Source organism: Xanthomonas fragariae (genome assembly GCF_900183975.1).
Classification (GTDB): domain Bacteria; phylum Pseudomonadota; class Gammaproteobacteria; order Xanthomonadales; family Xanthomonadaceae; genus Xanthomonas; species Xanthomonas fragariae.
In genome coordinates, this window is record NZ_LT853882.1 from 3,653,942 (window position 1) to 3,676,763 (window position 22,822).

General features: G+C 62.9%; 18 protein-coding genes and 3 pseudogenes. 1 reads left to right on the top strand and 20 read right to left on the bottom strand.

The genetic code is table 11. The features are described from left to right. Window positions 1–94: 94 nt before the first annotated feature. The 14 genes and pseudogenes from PD885_RS16985 to PD885_RS17050 form a co-directional block, all read right to left on the bottom strand. Entirely contained in the window at window positions 95–475 is a 381-nt protein-coding gene (locus PD885_RS16985) for a glycine zipper 2TM domain-containing protein (protein WP_002804751.1), read from the bottom strand. Window positions 476–600: 125 nt separating this feature from the next. Further along, window positions 601–1,326, bottom strand: coding sequence for a DUF2242 domain-containing protein (locus PD885_RS16990; protein WP_088057006.1), 726 nt, complete (start codon window positions 1,324–1,326; stop codon window positions 601–603). An 80-nt stretch (window positions 1,327–1,406) separates the two neighbouring features. Beyond that, a pseudogene (locus PD885_RS16995) lies at window positions 1,407–2,310 on the bottom strand (TRM11 family methyltransferase); the annotation flags it as partial. Continuing rightward, window positions 2,307–2,813 (bottom strand): annotated as a pseudogene (locus PD885_RS17000) (hypothetical protein); the annotation flags it as partial. The pseudogenes PD885_RS16995 and PD885_RS17000, both read right to left, overlap by 4 nt. Window positions 2,814–2,888: 75 nt before the next feature. Then, entirely contained in the window at window positions 2,889–4,292 is a 1,404-nt protein-coding gene (locus tag PD885_RS17005; protein ID WP_088057007.1) for a nicotinate phosphoribosyltransferase, read from the bottom strand. 90 nt (window positions 4,293–4,382) lie between these two features. Next, window positions 4,383–4,856: pseudogene (locus PD885_RS17010) on the bottom strand (NUDIX domain-containing protein); the annotation flags it as partial. Window positions 4,857–5,062: 206 nt separating this feature from the next. Continuing rightward, window positions 5,063–7,222, bottom strand: coding sequence for a carboxy terminal-processing peptidase (locus tag PD885_RS17015; protein WP_172402157.1), 2,160 nt, complete (start codon window positions 7,220–7,222; stop codon window positions 5,063–5,065). Between the two features lie 356 nt (window positions 7,223–7,578). Continuing rightward, entirely contained in the window at window positions 7,579–7,923 is a 345-nt protein-coding gene (locus PD885_RS17020) for a hypothetical protein (protein WP_231895642.1), read from the bottom strand. A gap of 24 nt (window positions 7,924–7,947) precedes the next feature. After that, window positions 7,948–8,148: a hypothetical protein gene (locus PD885_RS17025; RefSeq protein ID WP_088057008.1), complete on the bottom strand. Its 201-nt coding sequence runs from the start codon at window positions 8,146–8,148 to the stop codon at window positions 7,948–7,950. Window positions 8,149–8,173: 25 nt separating this feature from the next. Beyond that, a complete protein-coding gene (locus tag PD885_RS22205) occupies window positions 8,174–8,698 on the bottom strand; it encodes a hypothetical protein (protein WP_002804743.1) in 525 nt (174 codons plus the stop codon). 54 nt (window positions 8,699–8,752) lie between these two features. Then, window positions 8,753–9,214 (bottom strand): hypothetical protein, encoded by a 462-nt coding sequence (locus PD885_RS21025; protein WP_134656630.1) that lies wholly within the window; start codon window positions 9,212–9,214, stop codon window positions 8,753–8,755. 837 nt (window positions 9,215–10,051) lie between these two features. Next, window positions 10,052–11,089 carry a lipoyl synthase gene (lipA, locus tag PD885_RS17040; RefSeq protein ID WP_002804741.1) on the bottom strand — a complete coding sequence of 346 codons (1,038 nt, stop codon included), beginning with the start codon at window positions 11,087–11,089 and terminating at the stop codon, window positions 10,052–10,054. A 12-nt stretch (window positions 11,090–11,101) separates the two neighbouring features. Further along, complete coding sequence (gene lipB / locus PD885_RS17045; RefSeq protein WP_002804740.1) at window positions 11,102–11,800, bottom strand: lipoyl(octanoyl) transferase LipB; 699 nt, start codon at window positions 11,798–11,800, stop codon at window positions 11,102–11,104. Further along, a complete protein-coding gene (locus PD885_RS17050) occupies window positions 11,788–12,066 on the bottom strand; it encodes a YbeD family protein (RefSeq protein ID WP_002804739.1) in 279 nt (92 codons plus the stop codon). Before PD885_RS17050 ends, lipB begins: the two co-directional genes overlap by 13 nt. A gap of 253 nt (window positions 12,067–12,319) precedes the next feature. Between PD885_RS17050 and PD885_RS17055 the strand changes: the two genes are divergently transcribed. Beyond that, a complete protein-coding gene (locus tag PD885_RS17055) occupies window positions 12,320–13,381 on the top strand; it encodes a lipid A deacylase LpxR family protein (RefSeq protein WP_002804738.1) in 1,062 nt (353 codons plus the stop codon). A gap of 133 nt (window positions 13,382–13,514) precedes the next feature. On the opposite strand, the gene PD885_RS17060 is transcribed toward PD885_RS17055, so the two are convergent. The 6 genes from PD885_RS17060 to mrdA all read right to left on the bottom strand — a co-directional run bounded on the left by PD885_RS17060 (window position 13,515) and on the right by mrdA (window position 22,819). Beyond that, entirely contained in the window at window positions 13,515–14,717 is a 1,203-nt protein-coding gene (locus tag PD885_RS17060; RefSeq protein ID WP_088057009.1) for a D-alanyl-D-alanine carboxypeptidase family protein, read from the bottom strand. Between the two features lie 261 nt (window positions 14,718–14,978). Next, window positions 14,979–16,391, bottom strand: coding sequence for a septal ring lytic transglycosylase RlpA family protein (locus PD885_RS17065; RefSeq protein WP_088057010.1), 1,413 nt, complete (start codon window positions 16,389–16,391; stop codon window positions 14,979–14,981). Beyond that, window positions 16,388–17,527, bottom strand: a complete 1,140-nt coding sequence (gene mltB, locus PD885_RS17070; protein WP_040762403.1) for a lytic murein transglycosylase B — start codon at window positions 17,525–17,527, stop codon at window positions 16,388–16,390. Before mltB ends, PD885_RS17065 begins: the two co-directional genes overlap by 4 nt. 398 nt (window positions 17,528–17,925) lie before the next feature. Then, window positions 17,926–19,323: a glycoside hydrolase family 28 protein gene (locus tag PD885_RS17075; protein WP_002804733.1), complete on the bottom strand. Its 1,398-nt coding sequence runs from the start codon at window positions 19,321–19,323 to the stop codon at window positions 17,926–17,928. Between the two features lie 320 nt (window positions 19,324–19,643). After that, window positions 19,644–20,762 (bottom strand): rod shape-determining protein RodA, encoded by a 1,119-nt coding sequence (rodA, locus tag PD885_RS17080; RefSeq protein WP_002804731.1) that lies wholly within the window; start codon window positions 20,760–20,762, stop codon window positions 19,644–19,646. Then, on the bottom strand, window positions 20,759–22,819 hold the full coding sequence (gene mrdA / locus PD885_RS17085; protein WP_002804730.1) for a penicillin-binding protein 2: 2,061 nt from the start codon (window positions 22,817–22,819) through the stop codon (window positions 20,759–20,761). The genes rodA and mrdA overlap by 4 nt, the downstream gene beginning before the upstream one ends. Window positions 22,820–22,822: the final 3 nt, after the last annotated feature.

Consider the following 22,822-nt stretch of genomic DNA (forward strand, 5'->3'; position numbering starts at 1 on the left):
TGCAGTGCGCAGTGGATCGGCGGCATGGCTCCTGCAGCCTCAGATGTAGAAAGCCCCGGCATGGCCGGGGCTCGTCGCATTCAACCCTACGAACTCAGCGACGTTCGCAGACGCGCTCGACCTGACGATTCCCGTTGGCTTGCTGGCGGTTGCCCTGGATGGTGCGGCCTGCCGCGCCACCAGCGACTGCACCGGCGACGGTTGCAAGTTTCTTGCCATTGCCGCCACCGACCTGGTTGCCGAGCAAACCGCCGATGGCAGCGCCGGCAAGAGTGCCGCCGATGCGATTCGGGTCGGTCGAATTCTTTTGCACTTCGACATTGCGGCAGCGAACGCGCGTGCCATCAGAGAACTTGCGGCCTTCGTCTGCTTCCGAATAGCGATGGTGATGCGAATGGTTCTGGGCCTGCGCGAAGGTGCTCGTCGCCATCAGACCGATCAGGGAAATACTCAGCAGGGAATTGCGCGTCGTCATCGTTGGTCTCCATCGTTCTCGGCCGCTCGGCGAGTCGTGGCTGCACTCTGGTCGCTGGATCGAGAACAGAACGTGAAGCGCTCAGCCCTCTATTCAGGCTTTGGAGCGAAGCGTGAACCACGCCATCACCGCTGCGTGGCGGGTTCGCTCTGCGGCACATTGGTAGACGCTGGCGGCGGGTACTGCGCTTCGACCGGCAACGGCGCCACTGGAGGCTGTGCGATGGTGCTCGACCCGGCTGCAGGCGCGGCAGCGGGTGCAGCCGCTGGCGTGGTCGCTGCCGGGTGCGCTGTGGCCGGCGCAGGTGCAGGCGCCGCTTCGGTCACCCTGGGCAGATACGAATTCAGGCGTTCGAAGAAGCGCTTGTAGAAGGCCGCATCCTGCACCGTGGTGCTCGACACGCGCACCAGCGAGTCGCCGCTGCTGCCGACCGGCAACGACAACGAGCCCAGCACGCCCACGCCGACGCTGGCCGAGGTCGTGCTCTTCTTCAATGCGTAGCGATCCTGCAGCGCGCTGACGAACACCTGCGCCTTGCCGCCATCTTGCGTGGCGCAGGAAATGCGCAGATTGAGCTGCTCGCTCTGGTCGGCCTCTTTGAGCTGAAAGTTCTTGCTGCCCTCCACGGCAGCGGCGTCCGCGCGCGTTACCGCATAGCCTTGGCTCAACAACACCCGCCGTGCGGCCTCGCAGGCTTGCGGCGAACTGGCCACCACGCTGCGCGAATAGGTGTCATCGGAATTGAACGACTCGCGCATCAGCATCGTGTCGCCCTTGCTGCCACCGCAGCCGGCCAAGGTTGCCAGCGCGCCGAGCAGCGCACCGCGCGCGATCAGGGAAGAACAAGACATGGGAAAGATTCCGGCATCCAAAACCGGCCAAAGCATAGCCGCAACCCATGTGCGCGCGGCGTCGCGTTGCCGGATCGAAGCAACGGCGGTTCATCCGCTGGCAATTGCAGGCCACCTGCAGGCAGCTTCCATCGGCGCCGATGCGCTCGGCGCGCAGATAGCGGTGCGCGCGCACCAGAGCCAGCGCGACCGGTGCGTCGCACGGCTCGCCCCACAAGCGAAGCGCGAAGCCCTGGGCCTGCACGGCCTGCAAACAACAGATCTGCCTGCGCACGGCACTACCGCAAGATCAGCGCGTAGTCGTGACTGCGACTACTCTGGGTGAGCGCATGCGCCTGCGCAGCGTTTGGCCGCTGTCAGCGCCGTACGCGCTCCTCGCGCAGCGTAAACAGGCTGCCCAGAATCCGGCCCAGGCTCCATGCCTGCGGCATCACGTGCCCACCGACCACGACCGTTTTCCGCCGTCGCCACGCCAATGCCAATTGGCCGCAATCGCTTTCGCAAAGCATGCAACACCGCACGCATGCCGGACAGATAACTGGCGGCATCGGCACTGTTATACAGCTGCCTGGGCACTGCCTCCCCACGCCACTGACATCCGAAATACGGCACGTTGGTCAGATCCAGAGCGTTCGTCTTGGCAGGCAGGCGTGGGGTCAGCAGGCTGCCGACTACCACCGGCGCCTCCAAGCCATGTCGCTGCAGGCGCGTGCGTGCCAACGATGCACGCGCGGGATCGATTCCATGCCATGCGCATGCGGCTTTCCACTTCAGCGGCCAGCAAGGCGCTGCCGATGCCGCAGAACGGGTCGAACAACACCTCGCCCGGCAGACTGAAGTGGCGCACGGATGGCGGCATCTGCTTGACCCACTTACAGTCGCGTCCGTTTAACGGGTCGGCCGTGCGCAGGTGGTCGTGCAGTGCCCAGGCCGAGTCGTCGTCCGGGGTCGGCGTCCACAACCGCGCTGATCGAGCTCATCCAACGACTGGACCAACGGGGCTGCTGCATGCAATCGGCCGGCCAGCTCTCCACGCCAATGCGGTGCTGCTCGACATAGCGCCAGGTGCCATTGCTGCGATACGCATCGTCCAGGCGCGACAGCTCGCGAAAGATCACCTGCGTGACGCCACAGTTGCGCGCCCAATCGATGGACTGCGCCACCGCATCGGCCATGCCTACACCATCACATTGCACGATGCAGACCAGCCGCACCGGCAGGCGTGCTGCACTGAGTAGTGCGCTGTGTACGAAAATCCCGGCATCGGCGATCGGCTCATCCGGACGAAACCGCATGATTGCCTCGTTGCAGTCCTGCAGTGGATGGCGGCGCGATAACTCAATCCACGACAACCCAAACGCGACCAAAGCATCGATCGACCGCGTTCCCTGCACACGCGCAAACCCGGCACCATTGCTTTAGAGCACGCGCTGCTCGACAGGCGGGCCGTTAGCCGTGGTCGACAAGGTGCGCAGCAATGCCTGCAACCCGTCCGGAGGATCGCGGGCATCACCAACACCTCGTCGCTGGGTGCGTACATGTTGGTGCCTGCGCGCCGACCATCAACGGCGCGCAGCGTCGGCGCGCGCACGCACCTGCTGCAATGTCCACTGCTGCTGCATTGCGCCGTTTTCCCACACCGTCACCAACGCATCTTCGCTATCGGCATGTGTCGCCACTTCGTCCAACAGCGCGCTGCGATAACTTCCATCGCGACGGTCGCGCACCAAGGTCAGGCGACCGCGCTTGCTCTGCTTGCCCTGATCGGTGATCGGGTCCTTGTAGACGTCGATCCATTGCCCGTCCACACGCACCGCCGAGCACTTCAGCGCGAATTTCTGCGTGTCGCGGTCCACCTTCTGCAGCAAGGCACCGCCCATGCCGAAGGCGACATTGTCGGCCGCATAACCAGCAGCGGTGACGCGTTCCAGGATCGCGCGCAGCGATTGCGGATTGATGCCATCGCCCTGGATCACGCGCACATGGTTGAGCACTTTGTAGCCCTTGCCATTGACCTGATGCCCGAACGCCTCATCGAGCAGCAATAAACATTGCTCGAGTACATCCACCGGCTCGCCCGAGTCCGGCCGGATCACCACCGTCGCGCCGGAGGCGATCACTTCCTCGCGCAGGGTGCTACCCCAATGCTCGCGGATGGCGCGATAGATGTCGTAGCTGTCCGACACCACCGCCACGATCGATCCCGGGCGCGCGAACTGCGTCAGCATGTTGCGATACGCATCCACCTCACGTTCGCGCCCCCAACTGGTGATGGTGCTGTGTTCGGCGGCAGGAATCGAATACCCCGCCAACGGTGTGTGGTAATGCGCACGTGCCAGCAATAACGCCGACAGGGTATCGGTGCCGAGAAAGTTCACCAGATGCGCGGCACCACCCAACGCGGCAGAGCCAAGACTGGAGACCCCACGCGCGCCGAAATCGTGCAGCTTGAACGGCAGCTGCCCTTCCGGATCGTCGCTGGTGCGCTGCAGGTAATCGCGCACGATTTGCTTCACCTGCCAGCTCACCGTGGCCACCGTCACCGGATACCACACGCGCAACAACAGCGTTTCCAGATACGACGGCACCCAGAACGCCTTGGCATCGGTGGACTCGATCGTCATCAACACATTGTGCGTGGGCACCAACGCACCTTCGGGCACCGCGCGGATGCGGATCGGCAACTGCCCACCGAGACGATCGACGATATCGCGCCAGCCTGCTTCGTTGAACGGTTCGCCGTGAGCGGCCAACAGTTCTTTCGCATCGTCGATATCGGCGTGCCTCACCGGCCGGTTGATCGCCTCTTTCAGGATCGATTGCAGGCCGAAGAACACGGTCTGGTCGTACACGCCGCCACGTGATTCGACATAGAAGAACGCCGCATCGGTACCCGGCGGATACTGCAACCAGTGGCTGGCCTTGTAGCTGTCGGTGTTGAGCAGCAGGTTATCGAGGTAATGCATGACGGAAACTCCTTCGCGTCGAATGAACCAGCAGTCTGTCCGCCGGTGGGAGGTCACGGTTCCAAGCCACTCAAAATTGCGCGTTGTCGCTCAGCCGCGCCCAAGGAAAAATTCAAGCAGATGCAGATGGCCTCCACACCAGCGCGGGCCCGAATCCAGTGCACCTTGTGGCCATTATCGCCGCCGCGCAGCGCAGGCAATTCACCGGCCGGACATTCAACGTGGAAGGCAGGCGTGATGGTGCGCCCCCACAGGCTGCGCTCGGGATGATCGAATACATGGCGACCGCCCGACGCGCCCTTGAGCACCGGCACAGCCACCTTGAGCCGGGTTTCCTCGCGCAACTCGCGCAGGCAGCCATCCAGCGCCTTCGTCCTGGACATAAAGCCGCCGGGCAATGCCCACAATCCCTTGCCCGGCTCGGCTCCGCTCGGCGCGACGACGCAGCAGCGGTACGTGCCCCGAATGCACAACTACCGCGTCAGTGGTGACGAAGGTCGGCCGATACGGCGCGTCTTTCCACGCCGCGCGGTACCGCTCGATGAAAGTCAAAGCGACAACAACGTTCGGTCCGTAGATGAGGTAGTCGTCCGCAAAATTAGGTAACGGTTTCTGATCGCAAACACGCGCTGAGGTTGCCCAGGCTTTCTTGACGCACCATGGCGGCAACCTACAAAAAGCAACCGCTGCATACCCGCTCCCGAGAAATACCGCCATAAAAAAACGCCACCGACTGCGGTGGCGTTTTTATCCAAACCATCAACCAGCGGTCAGTCAGCCCAACGTCCCGGCGCAGTGGACTGCGGCAACACCTGCACCGACAACGGCTGATCCTGCGACAGCAGGCCCAATGCGTCTGCCAGAATCGCGGCCGACTCGTGCAGTAACGGATCCGGACGCTTTTCAGCGGCCTTTTCGCGGGCAGCGTCCTTGACGATGTCGCGCTCGTTGCCGGTCAGGCCGTCGTCGCTGTCTTCGGCAAGCGGATCCAGCGGCAGACCCAACTGCTTGCGTATCTGCTGACGGTCCTTGCGCTGCTGGTCCTGCTTCTGACGCTCGGCCACGCGCTCGGCTTCGTTCAACGAAATGTACTTCTTGGCCTTCTCGTCGCGGAACTGCTTGACGTCCTCTTCCCACCACTGAAATTCCTTGTCGGTGGCAATGCGCGCGGTATGCAGGCTCTGCAACTTGGGCAGCAGCGGCGCGAAGTTACCGTACTGCGTGTGCGGGGCAGCCGCGATGCGGGTCCACGGCAGTGCGTTGTCGTATGTGCTTTCACCGAATTCGGTGGCATCCACGCTGGCCGGGAATGCGATGTCCGGCACGACACCCTTGTGCTGGGTGCTGGAGCCGCTGACGCGGAAGAACTGCGCGATCGTCAGCTTGACCTGCCCATAACGCTGACCCTCAGCGGCCGGCCAACGGTCCAGATCAACAATGTTCTGCACGGTGCCCTTGCCGAAGCTGGTTTCACCGATCACCAACCCGCGACCGTAATCCTGGATGGCGCCGGCAAAGATCTCGGAGGCCGACGCCGAACCTCGATTGATCAGCACGCCCAACGGACCATCCCAGGCGACTTTGGGGTTGCTGTCGCCGTTGACGGTGACGCGGCCACCGGACTCGCGCACCTGCACCACCGGCCCCTGCTCGATGAACAGGCCGGTGAGCTCGATCGCTTCATCCAGCGAGCCGCCCCCGTTGTTACGCAGATCCAGCACCACGCCATCGACCTTGTCTGTCTTGAAGCCGGCCAGCAGCTTGGCGACGTCGCGCGTTGCCGAGGCGTAATCGGTCGAATTGCGACGACGACCTTCGAAATCCTGATAGAAGCCCGGCAGCTTGATGATGCCGAGGCGGCGTTCCGGCTCGCTGCCCTTGGCCGGCAGCGTGATGGTCTCGCCCTTGGCGGCCTGCTCGGCCAGACGCACCTTCTGTCGGGTCAGAATCACGGTGCGGTGCTTGCCATCGATGCCCAACTCGGCCGGGACGTACTCCAGGCGCACCTGGGTGTCCTTGCTGCCGCGGATCTTGGCCACCACATCGTCGATGCGCCAGCCGATCACATCCTCGATCGCGCCATTCTTGGCTTGGCCCACGCCGACGATGCGGTCGCCCGGCTTGAGCGTGCCATCCACCGCCGCCGGACCACCCGGGATCACCTCGCGGATCACCACCATGTCGTCCTGCTTCTGCAACTGCGCGCCAATGCCTTCCAGCGACAACGACATCTGCTGATTGAAGGTCTCGGCGGTGCGCGGAGTGAAGTAATCGGTGTGCGGATCAACCGCATTGGTATAGGCGTTGACGAAGAACTGAAACACGTCCTCGCCCTTGAGCTGTTTGACCGAATCGGCCAATGCGACGTAACGCTTGTCCAGGGTCTTGCGGATGTCCTCGGGCTTCTTGCCGGCCAGCTTCAGACGCAACCAGTCGTTCATCACCGACTGGCGCCACAGCACGTCCAGTTGCTTGTCGTCGGCCGCCCACGGCACATCCTTGCGGTCATACTCGAACTTGTCGCTGCCCGTGAAATCGAAGTCCTGCTTGAGCAGGTCGCGCGCGAACTTGACGCGCTGATCGACGCGCTTCTTGTAGGCCGAAAAGATCTGAAACGCCGGCTCCAGATTACCGCCGCGCAGCGCGTCGCCCAACCCGGCCTGCAGCGGTGCGAAGCCGTCGATATCGGCCTGGGTAAAGAACTGCTTACCGCCATCCAGCGTTTCCAGATAACGCTTGAACACGTCCTTGGACATCGCCTCGTCCAGCGTACGCGGACGATAGGCATAGCGGCTATCGGAGAGCAGGCCGTAGACCAGCTTGGTCGCCGTTGCCTGATCGGGCGTGGCGGCTGCCGGCAACGCCGTATCGGCGCGAGCGAGCAATGCCACCGGAGTGGTCAACACCAGCGCCAGCAGGCCGGCCTTCATGGACGCAGAAACGTTGTAGGTCATCGAATGGCTCTCGGCACAGGGCCGATGAAAGGAAGGCAGTGAGCGGGTCAGACAGCATGACAGTGCCGAAAGTTGCTGGCGTTGTCATCCGCTGGCTGAATCAGCCTAGCGCCGGGCCTGTAGTAGATTGTGAACGAGACCGTACCTGCAGGGACACTAACCTGCCTATTGCAGCCTACGTCTGGGGCGTCGCCTCCCGCAAAGCCGGCGACCCGGCGCAGTTCGAGTCAGCCCTAGCAGTAAATTTGCTGATCTTCGTGGAGCTTTCACCGAAAGTTCGCATCCCGCTGTCGGAGAAAGACATCCATCGGATAAAGATACAGAGTGAGGCCTCACTGCGACGGGGATCTTGGCTTGGCCTGTCGATACTGGCGCTTGTTGCCGACACGCTTTCCATTCGGATCGTCGTTTGAGCAGATACGCCCATCGCAAACGACCGAATCGGAGGCATAGAACGCCTGCACGATGGGCACGGCATTTTCATAGCGTTGCAATTCTTCTTGCGTGGATACTAGCTCGCGCCGGTAATACCCCAGCACCGCCCAGCCAACGAGAAGCACCAGCAGTAGAATCGCGCCTGCGGCACCGAACCACATCCATACCGTCTTGTTCGCCTTTTGCAGTTGCGCAGACGTGGCCGATACGTCGCGGTCGTACTGCGCAGCAGTCGGGGCCACCGCATTCTTGGCTTCTTTGGCGATCTACGCACTGGCATCACCGACGATGCCATCAACGCGACGGTGTACTTGTGTCACTTCGCTTTGGAGCGCCAGCATCCGCTGATCGAAGGCAGCTTGCATGCGCGCTTCGCGTTGCTCGAATTTTGCCATCAGCGCCGATTGCAGCTTGAGCGTGTTTTGCAGAGAAGACAGCAGTTGCGATATCTGGTGCTCGCTGGACATGAATGGCCTTCAGTGATGGTGGGAGTCAGCGTGTCATCACCGGGCCCTGCACTTGGCGAGCCAGCTCTTGCTGCTGAAGTTCCTGCCGTTGCTCGAAGGCAACCAGGTCGCGGCCAAGTTGTTCATACGCCTGCACTGGCGACGATTGTTGGATATGCGCGTTTGCCTGAGAGATAGCGGCCTCATCGTCAGAAAAAATTGCAGCAGCCAGCCGGTCGAGGTCCGCATCGCCGTTACGGAAAGCCTGCTTTCCGTGCTGAATACGGTCTGGTTGAGCGGTGTCGTTGCTTTCGAAAAAACCTGAGCGGGATATGCCCTTCTCATTAGGATCAATCGGGACAACCGGCTTACCCGAGTGGGGAGGCTTGATCTTGCGATCATCGTCGTCACGCCACTGCTTGCCGTCGAACGAATAGCCGCTTCGGTTAGAGGCTAGGCCAACGTCCTGATACAGGTTTTCGCCGAAATCAGGCGCGTCTACCTGTTTCCCGTCCTTGTCTAGCGGCAGCGATGGGTTTATGTGTGCCGCTTTCAACAAAAGGCCCGTCACGCCGTTACTGTTGTTGTACAGCGGCGAATATTCAAGCTTGGCATCGTTAATTTGCTACCCCGCCGTCAGTGCAGAACTCAGCTTCTTTTCAAGCTCTTGATCTGTTCCTTTCCATACGACAGCTCGCTCGTGCTTCTCACCTGGAAGCGGCCAGTCCGGAGGGATCGCATCCTGGACATCAATCTTACCCTGCGCATCCTTACGGATCGCTGGATCATTAGGATCGGCTTTTTCCACAGGTATCGGACGGTCACTGCCGTCCGGTTGCAGTTGATAGGCAGCTTTGTAGGAAGGAACGTAAGGGGCGGTATCAAAATGTATACTGCCGAAGGTGTCGGAACCCAGCAGCGTGGATCCTGCAAAATTTGCAAGATCGTTACCTTCCGCTCTCAGGCTAGGCCCGCCGCGCAAGACGGTTTGACTGCCATCGGATCGTTCGAAAAGCAGATAGGTATGCCGCTGGTCGATACCGACCGGACTTGCTCCCACGATGATTTTGGCCTGCTCTTCTGGCATTGCTTGCTCCTCAAGGATCTGCTGGCGAACGCGATGCTCGGAAGCTGCTGACCGTCGCTCCATCTTTTGAATCCAGCACTACCAACCAATTGACGGGTGCCGTCGATGTAACCAGTCTCTGCTCTGGCGGGAGGGGGGGCGGGGCTTGATAGAGGCAAGACACCGACAATCGCACGCCTTGCGACTGCGGCATTGCCTCATGGCATTCAAATCCCTGCCCTTCAAGCGTCCGTGTCGCGTCCGAAATAGGTATGCCTGGGGCGATCCAACCCGCAAGCTGTGCCTTGGCCTCAGCGGTGGATTGCACTGGCCGGAAAGCTTCAGAGTGGGGCTCGTTGGAATCGTTCATAGCGGTACATCCTGTCGCAGCTGTTAGGGAGACTAGGAGAAGCAGCAAGGCGTAGACAGAGCCTGTAGTCGATCTGTGCATCATGGCCACCATGCGTATGCGAATGCTTGCCAGAAGAATAGGATGAAACGCTAAGCTCCGGTATTTAGCGCCGGATTCCAGGGAGCCCATGTGTGAAGGTGACGTCAAAACGTCTTCCCGAACCATACACCAAAGCGAACCGCACGCTGCGCCACGTCGTAGCCGTGCCGCCCTGATGCGATCAAGAATGACCTCCGCGAGCCGGATATATTGATTGCACAGGCTTGAGGGATTCCACAAGCAACGAAGTGAGGTGAATTTCGATGACCGGCTCATAGTCCATGGGCTTGGCGCACCGAGTCCTTCGATCCGCCAGGCCCTGCCTTCGTCGGGGATACCTTGATGGGCGGCATGCACTCGGACATCGCTCCATTCTGACCTAGCGACGTTCATTCCGATGGAGCGATTTATATTTCTGAGTCAGCGCTGGAATTCACAGCGACGCCGGCGCCGGCCGCCTGCTGATCGGCGTGGTACGACGAGCGCACCATCGGACCGGACGCGACATGGCTGAAGCCCAGTGCGTTGCCGTACTCCTCCAATGCCTTGTACTCATCCGGCGTCCAATAACGCATCACCGGATGGTGGTGCGGGGTCGGCTGCAGGTACTGACCGATGGTGATCATGTCTACCTCGTGCGCACGCAAGTCGCGCAAGGTGGCCTGCACCTGCTCCATCGTCTCGCCCAGGCCAAGCATGATGCCGGACTTGGTGGCGATCGACGGATGTTGCGCCTTGAAGCGCTGCAACAGCGTCAGCGACCACTGATAATCCGCACCGGGGCGCACGTTCGGGTACAGGTCCGGCACGGTTTCGATGTTGTGGTTGAACACGTCCGGCGGGCTCAGCGCCAGGATCGCCAGCGCGCGATCCATACGACCCTTGCCGCGGAAATCCGGGGTCAGGATCTCGATGCGGGTCTTGGGCGAGCTAACGCGAATCGCTGCAATGCAGTCAACGAAATGCTGCGCACCACCGTCGCGCAGATCATCGCGATCCACGCTGGTCACCACCACATACTTCAAGCCCATGTCTGCAACGGTCGTCGCCAGGCTCGTCGGCTCGCTGGCGTCCGGTGGCTTGGGCCGGCCGTGTGCCACGTCGCAGAACGAGCAGCGCCGCGTGCACACCTCGCCCAGAATCATGAAGGTGGCGGTGCCGTGGCTGAAACACTCGTGGATGTTCGGGCAGCTGGCTTCTTCGCACACCGTGACCAGGCGGTTTTCGCGCAGCTTGGCCTTGAGGTTCTGCACTGCGTTGCCGGAAGGGATCCGCACGCGAATCCACGACGGCTTGCGCAGCACCGGCGCATCGACGAACTGCACCGGCGAGCGATTGATCTTGTCGCCACCGATCTGCTTGACGCCGGTCTGCAGCGGCGCAGACGCGGCGGTATCGCCGGAGACGACCTGCAAGGAGATGGAACGGGCGGTAGGCTGGGTCATGGTAACGGGCGCTCAGGCCAGAAGCGAAAGGTCGGGCAACGTAGAAACAGGCTGCAACACGAGACCGAGCTGGCGCGCCAGCTGATCGAGCAGCACCGCCTTGACGGCGTCCATCCCGGAGGGGCCGCCCAAGTCTAGCACCGAGGTCACCTGCAGGCCCTCGTAGCCGCACGGGTTGATGCGGTGGAACGGCTCCAGGTCCATCGCCACGTTGAACGAAAGCCCGTGGAAACTACAGCCGCGCCGCACCCGGATGCCGAGCGCGGCGATCTTGGCCCCGCCCACGTAAACGCCGGGCGCTCCGTCGCGGCGCTCGGCGACGATGTTCCATTCGTCCAAGGTGTCGATCAGCGCTTGCTCGATCTTGCACACGTAATCGCCCACGCCAATCTTGAGCCGGCGCAGATCCAGCAGGGGATAAACCACCAACTGACCGGGGCCGTGATAGGTGACCTGACCGCCGCGATCAACCTGCAGCACCGGAATCTCGCCCGGCGCCAGTACGTGTTCGGGCCTGCCCGCCTGGCCGAGTGTAAACACTGGCGTGTGCTCTACCACCCATAGCTCGTCGGCGGTGTGCGCATCACGCGCATCGGTGAAACGCTGCATCGCACGCCACACCGGTGCGTACTCCTGCCGGCCGAGATCGCGTAGTTGTGCCGGCAGGATCGAGACGGCTCTAAGCGCTGGCTCGGCCGCTACAGCGTCCACTTCACTTCCGGGTGGTCGCGCAGGGCCTGATGTGCCGCGTCGAACTGCTCGCGGCTATCGGCGCGAAAGCCGATCTTGACCGAGACATATTTGCCGCTGGACGAATGCTTCCAGCTGATGCTTTCTTCCAGCAACTCCACGCCGGTAACGGTGAGCAGACGCGGAAGTTCGGTTTCCAGCCCGCGCTCGGCCGTGCCCATGGCGCTGAGCTCGAAGGTGCCGGGAAACTGAAAGCCGTGATCGGGGTGGTCGGTGCTGATTTCCATCTGCCCATTATCGGGTCGATGGTGGGTAAACCCAAGCTCTGCACAGCCAATTGATGAGATTGCCTGGGCCTTGATCATGTGGGGAATCCAAACTTTTCATAAAGTTACGCAGTTACATTGCTGGGTCAAATACATCTACGTGCGAATGGTGTTTTGCACAGAATGAGGCCGCTTCGGGACACTTCACGCGACGCAGCAGCGACCGCAGGCACCTTTGCTGAACACCGCCCCTCCTCAACTCTCCAGGCTTTCCATGCACCGACCGCGCGCGTTGTCTGCTGCCCTGCTGTTTTGTCTTTCCGGGCTGTCGATGCCGGCCCTGGCGGCTGACCAGTGCGATTCCGGCACACTGGGCCGCACCCCGACGGCGGTGAACTTCCGGGTCGATAACGACCTGTTCGGCGGTGAGGAGCAGGACCAAGGCTATTCCAATGGCGCGGTGCTAACGCTGGTGTCGCCCAACCTGGTCGATTACACCGACGACTCTTGCCTGCCGCGCACCGCGCGCTGGGTCAACAGTTATCTGGAACGCCTGCATCCGGGCGAGTTCGATCAGCAAAACATGGTGTTCTCGATCGGCCAGACAATCTTCACCCCCACCGACTCCACCCGTCGCGACGTGATCCCGGAGGATCGCCCGTATGCGGGCATCCTGCTGGCGAGCTTCGGTTACAACGCGCGCAACGAGGCGCATCTGCGCGCCACGCAGCTGCAGATCGGTGTGGTCGGCAAGTGGGCATTTGCGCAGCAAGCGCAGGACGCGATCCACGATGTGCTAGGCGATAAGAAATTCCAGGGCTGGGACAACCAGCTGCATAACGAGCCGCTGCTTAACTTGGTGCACGAACGTATGCGCCGCTGGCCGGCCGATGCCGCGGCCAACGCGGACGGCTTCGGCTGGGATTTCATTTCGCACTGGGGCGGCTCGGTCGGCAACATGGCCACGCATCTGAATGCCGGCGGCGAAGCCCGCTTCGGCTGGAAACTTCCGGACGACTTCGGCAGCACCCCGACCCGCCCGGCCGGCGAAAACACCGCACCCAGCCGGCTCGGACGCGCTAGCGGCTGGTCGGGTCATCTATTCGTGACCACCGATGCGCGCTGGGTGCTGCGCGACATCACTCTGGACGGCAACACCTTCCGCAATAGTCACAGCGTGGACAAGCGCCCATTCGTCGGCGACGTCGGTTACGGCCTGGCGGTGATGTACGGCCGCTGGAAGTTTGCCCTTGCCCGATACCACCGCACCCGCGAATTCGACACCCAGCGCGAGACGCCGGTGTATGGGAGCTTCACGATCAGTCGGTTGCTTTGAGGGCGGAGATTAGGGAGTTGGGATTGGTCAGAGCGGGGCTGCAACGTTTTGCTCTCGCTCTCGTTCTTGCCAATCCCAAATGCCGAATCTCGAATCCCCGCAAAAAAAAAGCCGGCTTTCGCCGGCATTTTTATTACGATTCCCACCACATCCAGAAGGCATCCCAGAGGCGCTTGAAGAATCCACCTTCTTCGACGGCGTTGAGCGCCACTAGCGGCGCCTGGGCGATGATATTGCCGTCCAGGCTGACCTTGACCGTACCGATTTGCTGACCCTGCTTGATCGGGGCCTGCAGGTTCTTGGCTACTTCCATGCTGGGCTTGAGGTCGTTGTAGCGGCCGCGCTGCAGGCTCACCAGCAGTGGTTGCGCCACACCGAGCTGCACTTCGTCCTGCTGCCCCTTCCACACCTTTTGCTTGGTCACGACCTTGTCGTGTGCATACAGACTATGGGTTTCGAAGAAGCGGAAGCCCCAATTGAGCAGTGCCAGGCTGTCGTCAGCGCGCTGCTTTTCGGAGGTGTCGCCCATGACCACCGCCACCAGACGCTGATCGCCGCGCTTGGCAGAGCTCAGCAGGCAGTAGCCGGCTTCGGAGGTATGGCCGGTCTTGATGCCATCCACCGCAGGGTCGCGCCACAGCAGCAGGTTGCGGTTGTTCTGCTTGATGGTACCAACCTGGAATTCCTTGATCTTGTTGTAGGCGTAGGTCTCCGGGTAATCGCGCACCATTGCACGGCCCAACATGGCCAGGTCGTAAGCGGTGGAGTGATGGCCTTCGGCGCCCAGGCCGTGCGCGTTGACGAAGTAGGAGTCCTTCATGCCGATCTTGCCGGCGTAGCTGTTCATCAGCGAGGCGAAGGCTCCTTCGCTGCCGGCCACATGCTCGGCCAAGGCGATTGCGGCATCGTTGCCGGACTGGATAGCCATGCCTTTTTCCATGTCTTCCAGACGTGCGGTCTGATTGACTGGAAAGCCGCTGTAGCTGCCGTCGGTGCCGGCGCCGCCTTCGCGCCAGGCGCGCTCGCTCATCATGACTTGGTCGTCGCGCTTGACTTTGCCGTTCTTGATCTCGGCCGCGACCACGTAGGACGTCATCACCTTGGTGATGCTGGCCGGGGCGAGCTGCTGATGAATGTTCTCACCGGCGAGCACTCGCCCAGTGGCGTAGTCCATCAGGATCCAGGACTTGGACACGGCCGGCGCGGGTGCGGGCGGAACCGGCACGACGGCCGGCGCAGCCGCCACGGCAGGAGCCGGCTGCGGCGCGGGTGTCTGGGCGCAGGCCAGGCCGAAGGCGAACGTGGCCACGGCAGCGGCGGCGAAGCGGAATTTCATTGAAGAACAACTCCTGACGGGCCCGAAGACTGGGCAATGTAAAATTGTAAGGCGCGAAGGCAATCAGGGCGACGCGTCATGAGGCCCGCGCTCTGCGCAGTTCAGCGATGGCGGCAGGGCGCGCGTCAACCGCGGCCAATCAAAGCGAGCAGCTTGTCGGTGCGCACACAAAGCGCGCCGTCACCAAAATGCTTTGAGAGTGCGTGCCGATTCCAGACACCGGCAATGTTCACCGGTGACTGGGCAGTCACTTGATCGTGCTTAATTGGCGACGATCTGTGGGCGGCCGAAACCAAGACCGGCAATGCGCTGGGCGATTTCCGAGGCATTGGCGTGGTCGCGTGCATTCACGCGCAACCGCCACAAGGTGCGGCCGCCGCTGACGATGTCGCTGACGCTGGCACCGGCGATACCGGCCGAGGCCAGCTGCGACAGTGCGCGATTGGCGTTTTCGCGGCTAGCGAAACTGGCGACCTGCAGCAGGATGTCGCCCAATGCGGCTTCGGCCACGCTTGGCGCCTTGGCAGGCACCGGCTCTGTTTTTAGCGAACGTGCGGGCGCGCTGGCCGGCGCTCTGACCACGGCAACGGCAACCGGCGTAGGCCATGCAGACGCAGCGGAAGGTGCCGGCGGCGCAGGCGATGTCGCTCGCGGCGTGGCAGCTGCTGGCTTGCCGGTGGCCACATGCACGCCGTGCGATTTCATCCAGGCATCGAAATTGTCGGCATTGCCGGGCTGGCGCGAATCGGCCACCCGGTAGCGCCACCGCTCGCCTGCAGCATTGACCGGCGCAGTGGCAGCCGATACTGCTGCAGGCCCGGCAACCGTAGCCGCCGACGTTGTCGCCACCGCCTGCGGCGGCACCGTGCGGGTGGGCAGGCGCTGCACCAGCCCATCGATCTGGCTGCCGTTTGCGGCCGGCTGCGCGGCCGCGACGGCCGTGTTGACTGGCGCCAGACCACTACGGCGCTTGGCCAGCAGATTGCCGTTGTCGGCTTCGGTCAGACCACGTACTTCGACGTTGCCGGTGCCCTTGCCGGTAATGCCCAGCTTGACCGCAGCGGCGTAGCTCAGATCGATCACGCGGCCATCGTGGAACGGGCCACGGTCGTTGACGCGCACCACCACCGAGTCGCCGGTGTCGGTATTGGTCACCAGCGCAAAGCTGGGCAGCGGCAAGGTCTTGTGGGCGGCGGTGAAGGCGTACATGTCGTAAACCTCCTTGTTGGAGGTCAGCCGGCCGTGGAACTTGCTGCCGTAGTAAGAAGCCGTGCCGCGTTCGACATAGCCGCCAGGGCCGTCCATCACCACATAGCGCTTGCCCAGCACTTCGTACGGTGAGCGATTGCCCAACGCCGAGCGCGGCTCGTTGGTGACCAGCGGCTCAGGGATGCAGGCCACGTTGGGCACGTGATCCGGCGTGGCGTCCTCGACGCCCGGTTTGTACAAGCCGCCAGCGGTGTAGTCGCCGCGCGTGGACGGGTCTTCCTTGGCTGCCGCATACGGCGAGGTCGACGGACATCCGGTGGCGCTCCCCTTGCCTTCGACCTTGATGCCCTTAGTCGCGCCGCTGGCATTGCTGCCGGCGCTCTTCTTCGGTGCACTGCTACAGGCCGCCAGGCCGAGCATCAGCGCCATCGGGATCAGCCACTTGGGGCCTGTCATGCTGTTCATGCCGGGGGTAACTCCTTGCCGGCGATGGCCTCGGACAGCTGAAACACGGCCATCGCGTACATCTTGGAACCGTTGTATCGGGTGATCGCGTAGAAATTCTGGAAGCCGAGCCAGTACTGCTTGCCGTTGGCGTCATCCAGTGTGATCGGGGTGGCGGTACTGCCGGCCACCACCGGCGCAATAGTGTGGTAGCCGCGCGCGGACAGGTCAGCCAGGGTGTACACCGGCGACCAATCGGTGGGGTTGAACTCCTCGCGCCCGGCCGCCAGCGTGGCCGGCACCGCAACCTCACCACCGCGCACCCAGCCGCCCTTCTTGACGAAGTAATTGGCGATCGAGGCAAATACGTCGTTGTGATCGGTGAACAAGTTGCGCTTGCCGTCGACATCGCCATCAACCGCGAACTGGCGGTAGCTAGACGGCATAAACTGCCCCATGCCCATCGCGCCGGCATAGCTGCCGATCAGCGTGGTGACGTCGAGTTGCTCTTCCTTGCCGAGCGCGAACAGCTGGCCGAGTTCGTCGCGAAAAAACAGCTCGCGGCGCACTTCGCGTTCGAGCTTGGCCGGGTCGCCGCTGCGCGGATAGCGGAACGCCAGCGTGTACAGCGCATCCAGCACGCGGTATTTGCCGGCGGTGCTGCCGTAGCTGGTTTCCACCCCGATGATGGCGACGATGACCTGCGCAGGCACGCCGGTGGCGGATTCAACCTTGCTCAGTTCGGCGCGGTGTTCTGCCAGGAACTTGCGGCCGCCGTCGATGCGCGCCTTGGTGATGAACATCGGCCGATATTCGTTCCACGGCTTGACCCGCTCGGCCGGGCGCGACATCGCAGTCACCAGGGCGTCCTTGAATTGCGCCTGCGCCAACACCGCTTCGATCCGGGCGGGGTCGATGCCGTATTTGGCGGCGGTGTCGCGCACGAAATTGGCGCGTGCGATCTCGAACGGTACCGGGGTCAGGTCGACCGGCGGCAGCGCGGGCGCTTCGGCAGCGGCGCTGACAGGCGCGACCGGCATGCTCGGCGGCTTGGCCGGAGGCGCGCTTGCGGTTGGCGGCGGGGACGGAGGGCTGGGCTGGGTCGCGCAGGCGACAAGGCCGAGGGTGAGCAGGCAGGTCAGAGTGCGTCTAATCATCTGCCGAGAGTAACAGAGATCAAATGAACTTCCAGCAATAAGACCATGAAACGCAACAACATTTAGCCAGCCGCTTTTGCGGCAGGGGATTCGCGAGTAGAAAGTTGGGATTCGTGAGCTGCCTAGCCACACGCAGAGTGCGCCGACGTCTGCTGGTGCCCGGCCGGCCTGGAGTCGCCGAGTGATTGATGCCAGAGCGCCGAGGACGCGGTGTATCTGGCGGCGATAACGTGGAGCCTGTGCTATCTGCAGCGGGAGAGCGGGTCCGGTTGGCTGGCCGTTCCCTTCCAGCCATGCCGGTCCAGCCATGCCGGTCCAGCCATGCCGGTCCAGCCATGCCGGTCCAGCCATGCCGGTCCAGCCATCAAGCGCGGCCGGGGGCGGCCGCGCTTGCTCGATCACAACGCCGGAAAGCTCGGCGCACCCGAGCAGACCGGAACGCTGCCGCTGAGTTGCACGTCCCGCGTGCTGACGTCGATACCGGTCGGCGTGAGCGCGCTGTTGCTCAGCCCGATTTGTGCATCGCTGGCAGTGACCGCCGTGTTGCCGGTCGCCACGTTGGCCAGCACCAGGTCCAGACGCGTCTGTGCGTCGTAACCCTTCAGAATCCAGCCCTTGCCGCCGACGCCATCTACGGCGCGCAGCCCGTTGACGACGATATCGCTAAAGCTCGGCTTGGTGCCGCTACCGCCGGAGGAATAAAACGGGTTGATCACCAACGGGCTGGTCACCCCGTACAGGCAGGTATTGCGATAGGTGACCATGCTGACCGGACCGCCCTTGGCGATGCTGGTTTTGATGCGCAGACCGTTGTTATCGGTGCTGCGATTGCCAGCGTCGTCAGTGGACACGATGACGTTGTTGTCGACCAGCACATTGCTGACGCCGGACATCACTTCGCTGCCGATCGAAATGCCGTGCGTGGCATAACACCGTGAGTTGCGCACGGTGATATTTGCTGACCTGGACGCGATGGTCTTGATCGCAACGCAATCGTCTCCGCTCATCACATCGCTGTCGTGGATGGTGGCGTTAAGCACGCTATCCAGATCCAGACCATCGGTGTTGGGGCTGGTCGCCGGCGACTTCACCCGCACACCCCAGATGGTCAGGCCATCGACGATATGCGCAAAGAAATGAAAGTACGCCGCGTTGATCAGATTGACGTTGTAGAGCGTAAATGCGCTTGAATTCTGCACCTTGATCAGATCCGGGCTGTTCTGCACCTGGTCGGAGGACTTGGCGTTTTCGCCAGACTCCCACCAGGTGGTGCTCTTACCGAGCATGGTCAGATCGCCGCGGCCGTCGATGGTGCCCTGATGCTCGCCACTGCGCACGCCCATCACGCCCGATCTGGCGCCTTTGATGCTGATCAGTGGCAGACATCCACCGCTCTTGGAGCCGGCAGTACCGCAACCGCTGCCGTAATCGGCCGGCTTGCGCGAGCCGTACAAGGTGACACCTTTATCGATGACCAAGGTGACGCCCGTGGGAATCGACAACGGGCCCGTGAGAAAAGCGTTGCCGGAGCCGGCTTTCAGCAGCACGCTGCCGTTCTTTCCCGTGCAGGCGGTGAGCGCGGCCTGGATGGTCTTCGTATCGGGCGGTGCGCTTTCCGATGCAGCGTCGAACAGGCGCCCGCTCGGCGTGTGGCTGGCGCTCACCGACTGGCAGATGGCAGGAATCGCCGGCTCGGAGACAGCGCGCATATCGCCCGACGCAAGCGTGATTGCGCCGGACTGTGCGGCAAATGTAAGACAGACACCGCCGATGGCGGCGGTGGTTAGCAATTTCATGGAAGAGGTCACCTGTAAAGAGAAATAGCCCGCGCCTGCTGAAGCGACGCGACCCGGCTGCGAAACACACTCCGGGGTGGCGGACTCTACCGATCGATACCCATGCGCGCAAAGGGCGAACGAACCGGACGCCGTACGAACGAAGGGCACTGCGCTGGTATGTCGGCATTGCAATGCAGCACGCAGAACGGTGCGTACTCAGCAGGTTGTCAGCCAAGCGACACCGGCGTGTCGCATACCGCATCCAGCGCGTTGTGCGCCTGTTGTTGCGCGCCACATAGCGCAGGTTTGATGCGCTGCCCTATGCGAGCAGCGCGCGCTCAGTACCCATGCACCGGGCGATGCGTCTTGACCGCCATCACCAGGCCCAATCCGGCCAGCAGCGAGACCGCCGAGGTGCCGCCATAACTCATCAGCGGCATCGGCACGCCGACCACCGGCAGCAGGCCGGAAATCATGCCGCCGTTGACCACTACGTAGACGAAGAACGCCAGCCCGGTGGCACCGGCGACCAGGCGCGAATAGGTGTCGCGCGCTTGCGACGCGATCCACAGGCAGCGACCGATCACGATCAGATACAAGGTCAGCACGGTCGCGACGCCGAGCCAGCCGAATTCTTCGCTGAGCACCGAAAATGCAAAATCGGTGGTTTGTTCGGGAATGAAGTTCAGGTGCGACTGCGAGCCCAACCCCCAGCCCTTGCCTTCCAGGCCGCCAGAGCCGATCGCGATCTTGGACTGGATGATGTTCCAACCTGCACCGAGGGCATCGTTCTCGGGGTTGAGGAACATCATGATGCGGTCCTTCTGGTACGGGCGCAGCAGCCAGAACCAGGCCACCGGCGCGGCCGCGGACACGCCGCCCACACCCACCGCCACCCACCACCACGGCAGGCCGGCCAGCAGCAACACGAACACGCCGCTGGCGGCGATCAGCACGCCGGTGCCGAAGTCCGGCTGCAACATGATCAAGGCGGTGGGCACCCCGATGATCGCCCCGACCACCAGCACGGTGGAGATGCGCGGCGGCAACGGCATACGGTGCAGATACCAGGCCGCCATCATCGGCAGGCTGATCTTGAGCAGCTCGGCCGGTTGCAGATAGAACACTTTCAGGTCCAGCCATTGCCGACCGTATTTACCGGTGCCCAGCGCGAACACCGCCAGCAGCGGCAGCATCGACAAGCCATACACCCACGGCGTCCAGGCGCGCAGGCGCAGCATCGACATGCGTGAAATGCCCCACATTGCGACGAAACCGACAATGAAGCGGATGCCCTGCGCCATCACCAAATGATTGCCGTTTGCAGCGCCGCTGGCGCTTTTGAGCACCAACAGGCCGATCACCATCAGCGCAGCCAACGCAAGGCACAGCACCCAGTCCAGGGTACGCGTGAAGCGCGCGGCCATGTCCACCAACCAGCGCAAGATGTCACTCAATGGTCGGTCTCCTGGACCACGTCCGGCACATCCGGCACCACCGGCTGCGCAGGCGTATTGGGGTCCAGCGCCACGGCGGTCTGGCCGATCACCACCTGCAGCTCGTCCAGCGGGGCGGCAGCCGCGTCGCCGGCTCGGCGCGCATCGGTGGCGCCGGCTTCGAACTGGTTGACGCCCACGGCGGTCATGCCGAGTTCGCTATCCAGCGGCTCCAGGCCGGCGGGCATCTTGCCGAGCAGCCAGGCGTCGAAAATCTTGCGCGCGATCGGCGCCGCCGAGCTGGTACCGAAGCCACCGCCCTCCACCGCCACTGCCACCGCGATGACCGGGTTGTCGGCCGGTGCAAAACCGACAAACAGGCCGCGGTGACGCAGATGCATGGGCAGGCTGCGCGGGTCCACCGCCGCCACTCCTTTACGGCTGACCACCTGCGCGGTGCCGGTCTTGCCGGCCATCTGATACGGTGCGCCGGGGGTGATGGCATAAGCGGTGCCGCCTGGGCGCATGGTGTCCATCATGCCTTCGCGCACCACCTGCAAATGCGCCGGATTCGGGCTGATCGGCTTGCCCGGCGGTTGGATCATCGGCTGCCACGGGTGATCGAAGCCGGTGCGCTCTTCCAGCACCAGATGCGGGCGCAGCAGCACGCCGCTGGCGATCCCCGAAATGCCGCGCACCAGCTGCAGTGGGGTGACCTTCCAGTCGCCCTGGCCAATGGCGATATTGACGGTGTCGCCGGGATACCAGTGCTCCTTGCGGGTTGTGTACTTGTAGGCCGGCGACGGCAGGATGCCGCCTATTTCGCCGAGCAAGTCCACCCCGGTGGGTTGACCGAAGCCGTACTCGCCCAGGTAACGGTCGAAGCGCTCGATGCCCATGTCCACCGCCAGGCGGTAGTAATAGGTATTGACCGACTGGGCGATCGACTTGCGCAGATCGGTCCAGCCATGCCCGCCGCGGTGCGAGTCGCCCCAGCCGCGACTGACGCCGGGCAGATAGAACATGCCGGTGGACAACACCCTGTCTTCCGGCCGGCGCAGGCCGCTATCCAGGCCGGCCAGCGCGATCAGCGGCTTGAGCGTGGAGCCCGGCGCCACGCCTCCCAGCACCAGCCGGTTGAACTGCGGCCGCGACGGGTTGTCGTTGAGCATGCGGAAATCGCTCTGCGAGATGCCGTTGACGAACAAATTGGGGTCGTAGCTGGGCAGGCTGACCATGCCCAGGATCTCGCCGGTGCGCGGGTCCATCGCGATCGCCGCACCTTCGTGTTCGCCGAATGCGGCCACCATCGCGCGCTGTAGGTCGGCGTCCACCGACAGGCGCAGGTCGGCACCCGACTGCGGCGCAACCCGGCCGACGGTGCGGATCGCGCGGCCCTGCACATTGGTTTCGACCTGTTCGTAGCCCACCCGCCCGCGCAGATCCTGTTCGTAATAGCGCTCCAGCCCGGATTTGCCCATGTGGGTGAGCGCGGCATTGCCCTCGCCCAGAACCGCCAGGTCTTTTTCGTCGATGCGACTGACGTAGCCGATGATGTGCGCGAACAACGGGCCATACGGGTAACGTCGGGTCAGATACGGTTCCAGCTCAACGCCCGGAAATCGCCAACGCTCCAGCGCGAAGCGCGCCATTTCCTCATCGCTCATGCGCAGCTTGAGCGTCACCGGCAGGAAGCTGCGGCGTGCGCGGCGCTCGCGATTGAAGCGCTCCAGATCCTCTGGCGAAATCGGGATCACCTTGCCCAGCGTGGCCAACATGGCATCCATGTCGGTGACCTTGTCGGGAGTCACATCCAGCCGAAATGCCGGCACGTTTTCGGCCAGCAGCCGGCCGGTGCGGTCATAGATCATGCCGCGCCCCGGCACCACCGGCTTGGGCTTGATGCGGTTGGCTTCCGAGCGCGTGGCATAGATCTGATGGTCGAGCACCTGCAGCTTGAAATACCAGCCAGCCAGGCCGACCAGGCACACCACCACCATCACAAAACCTAGCACCGCACGCCGACGGAACTGCTCGGCCTCCGCATGCGGGTTCTTGGGGTGACGGCGACCGTGCATGGC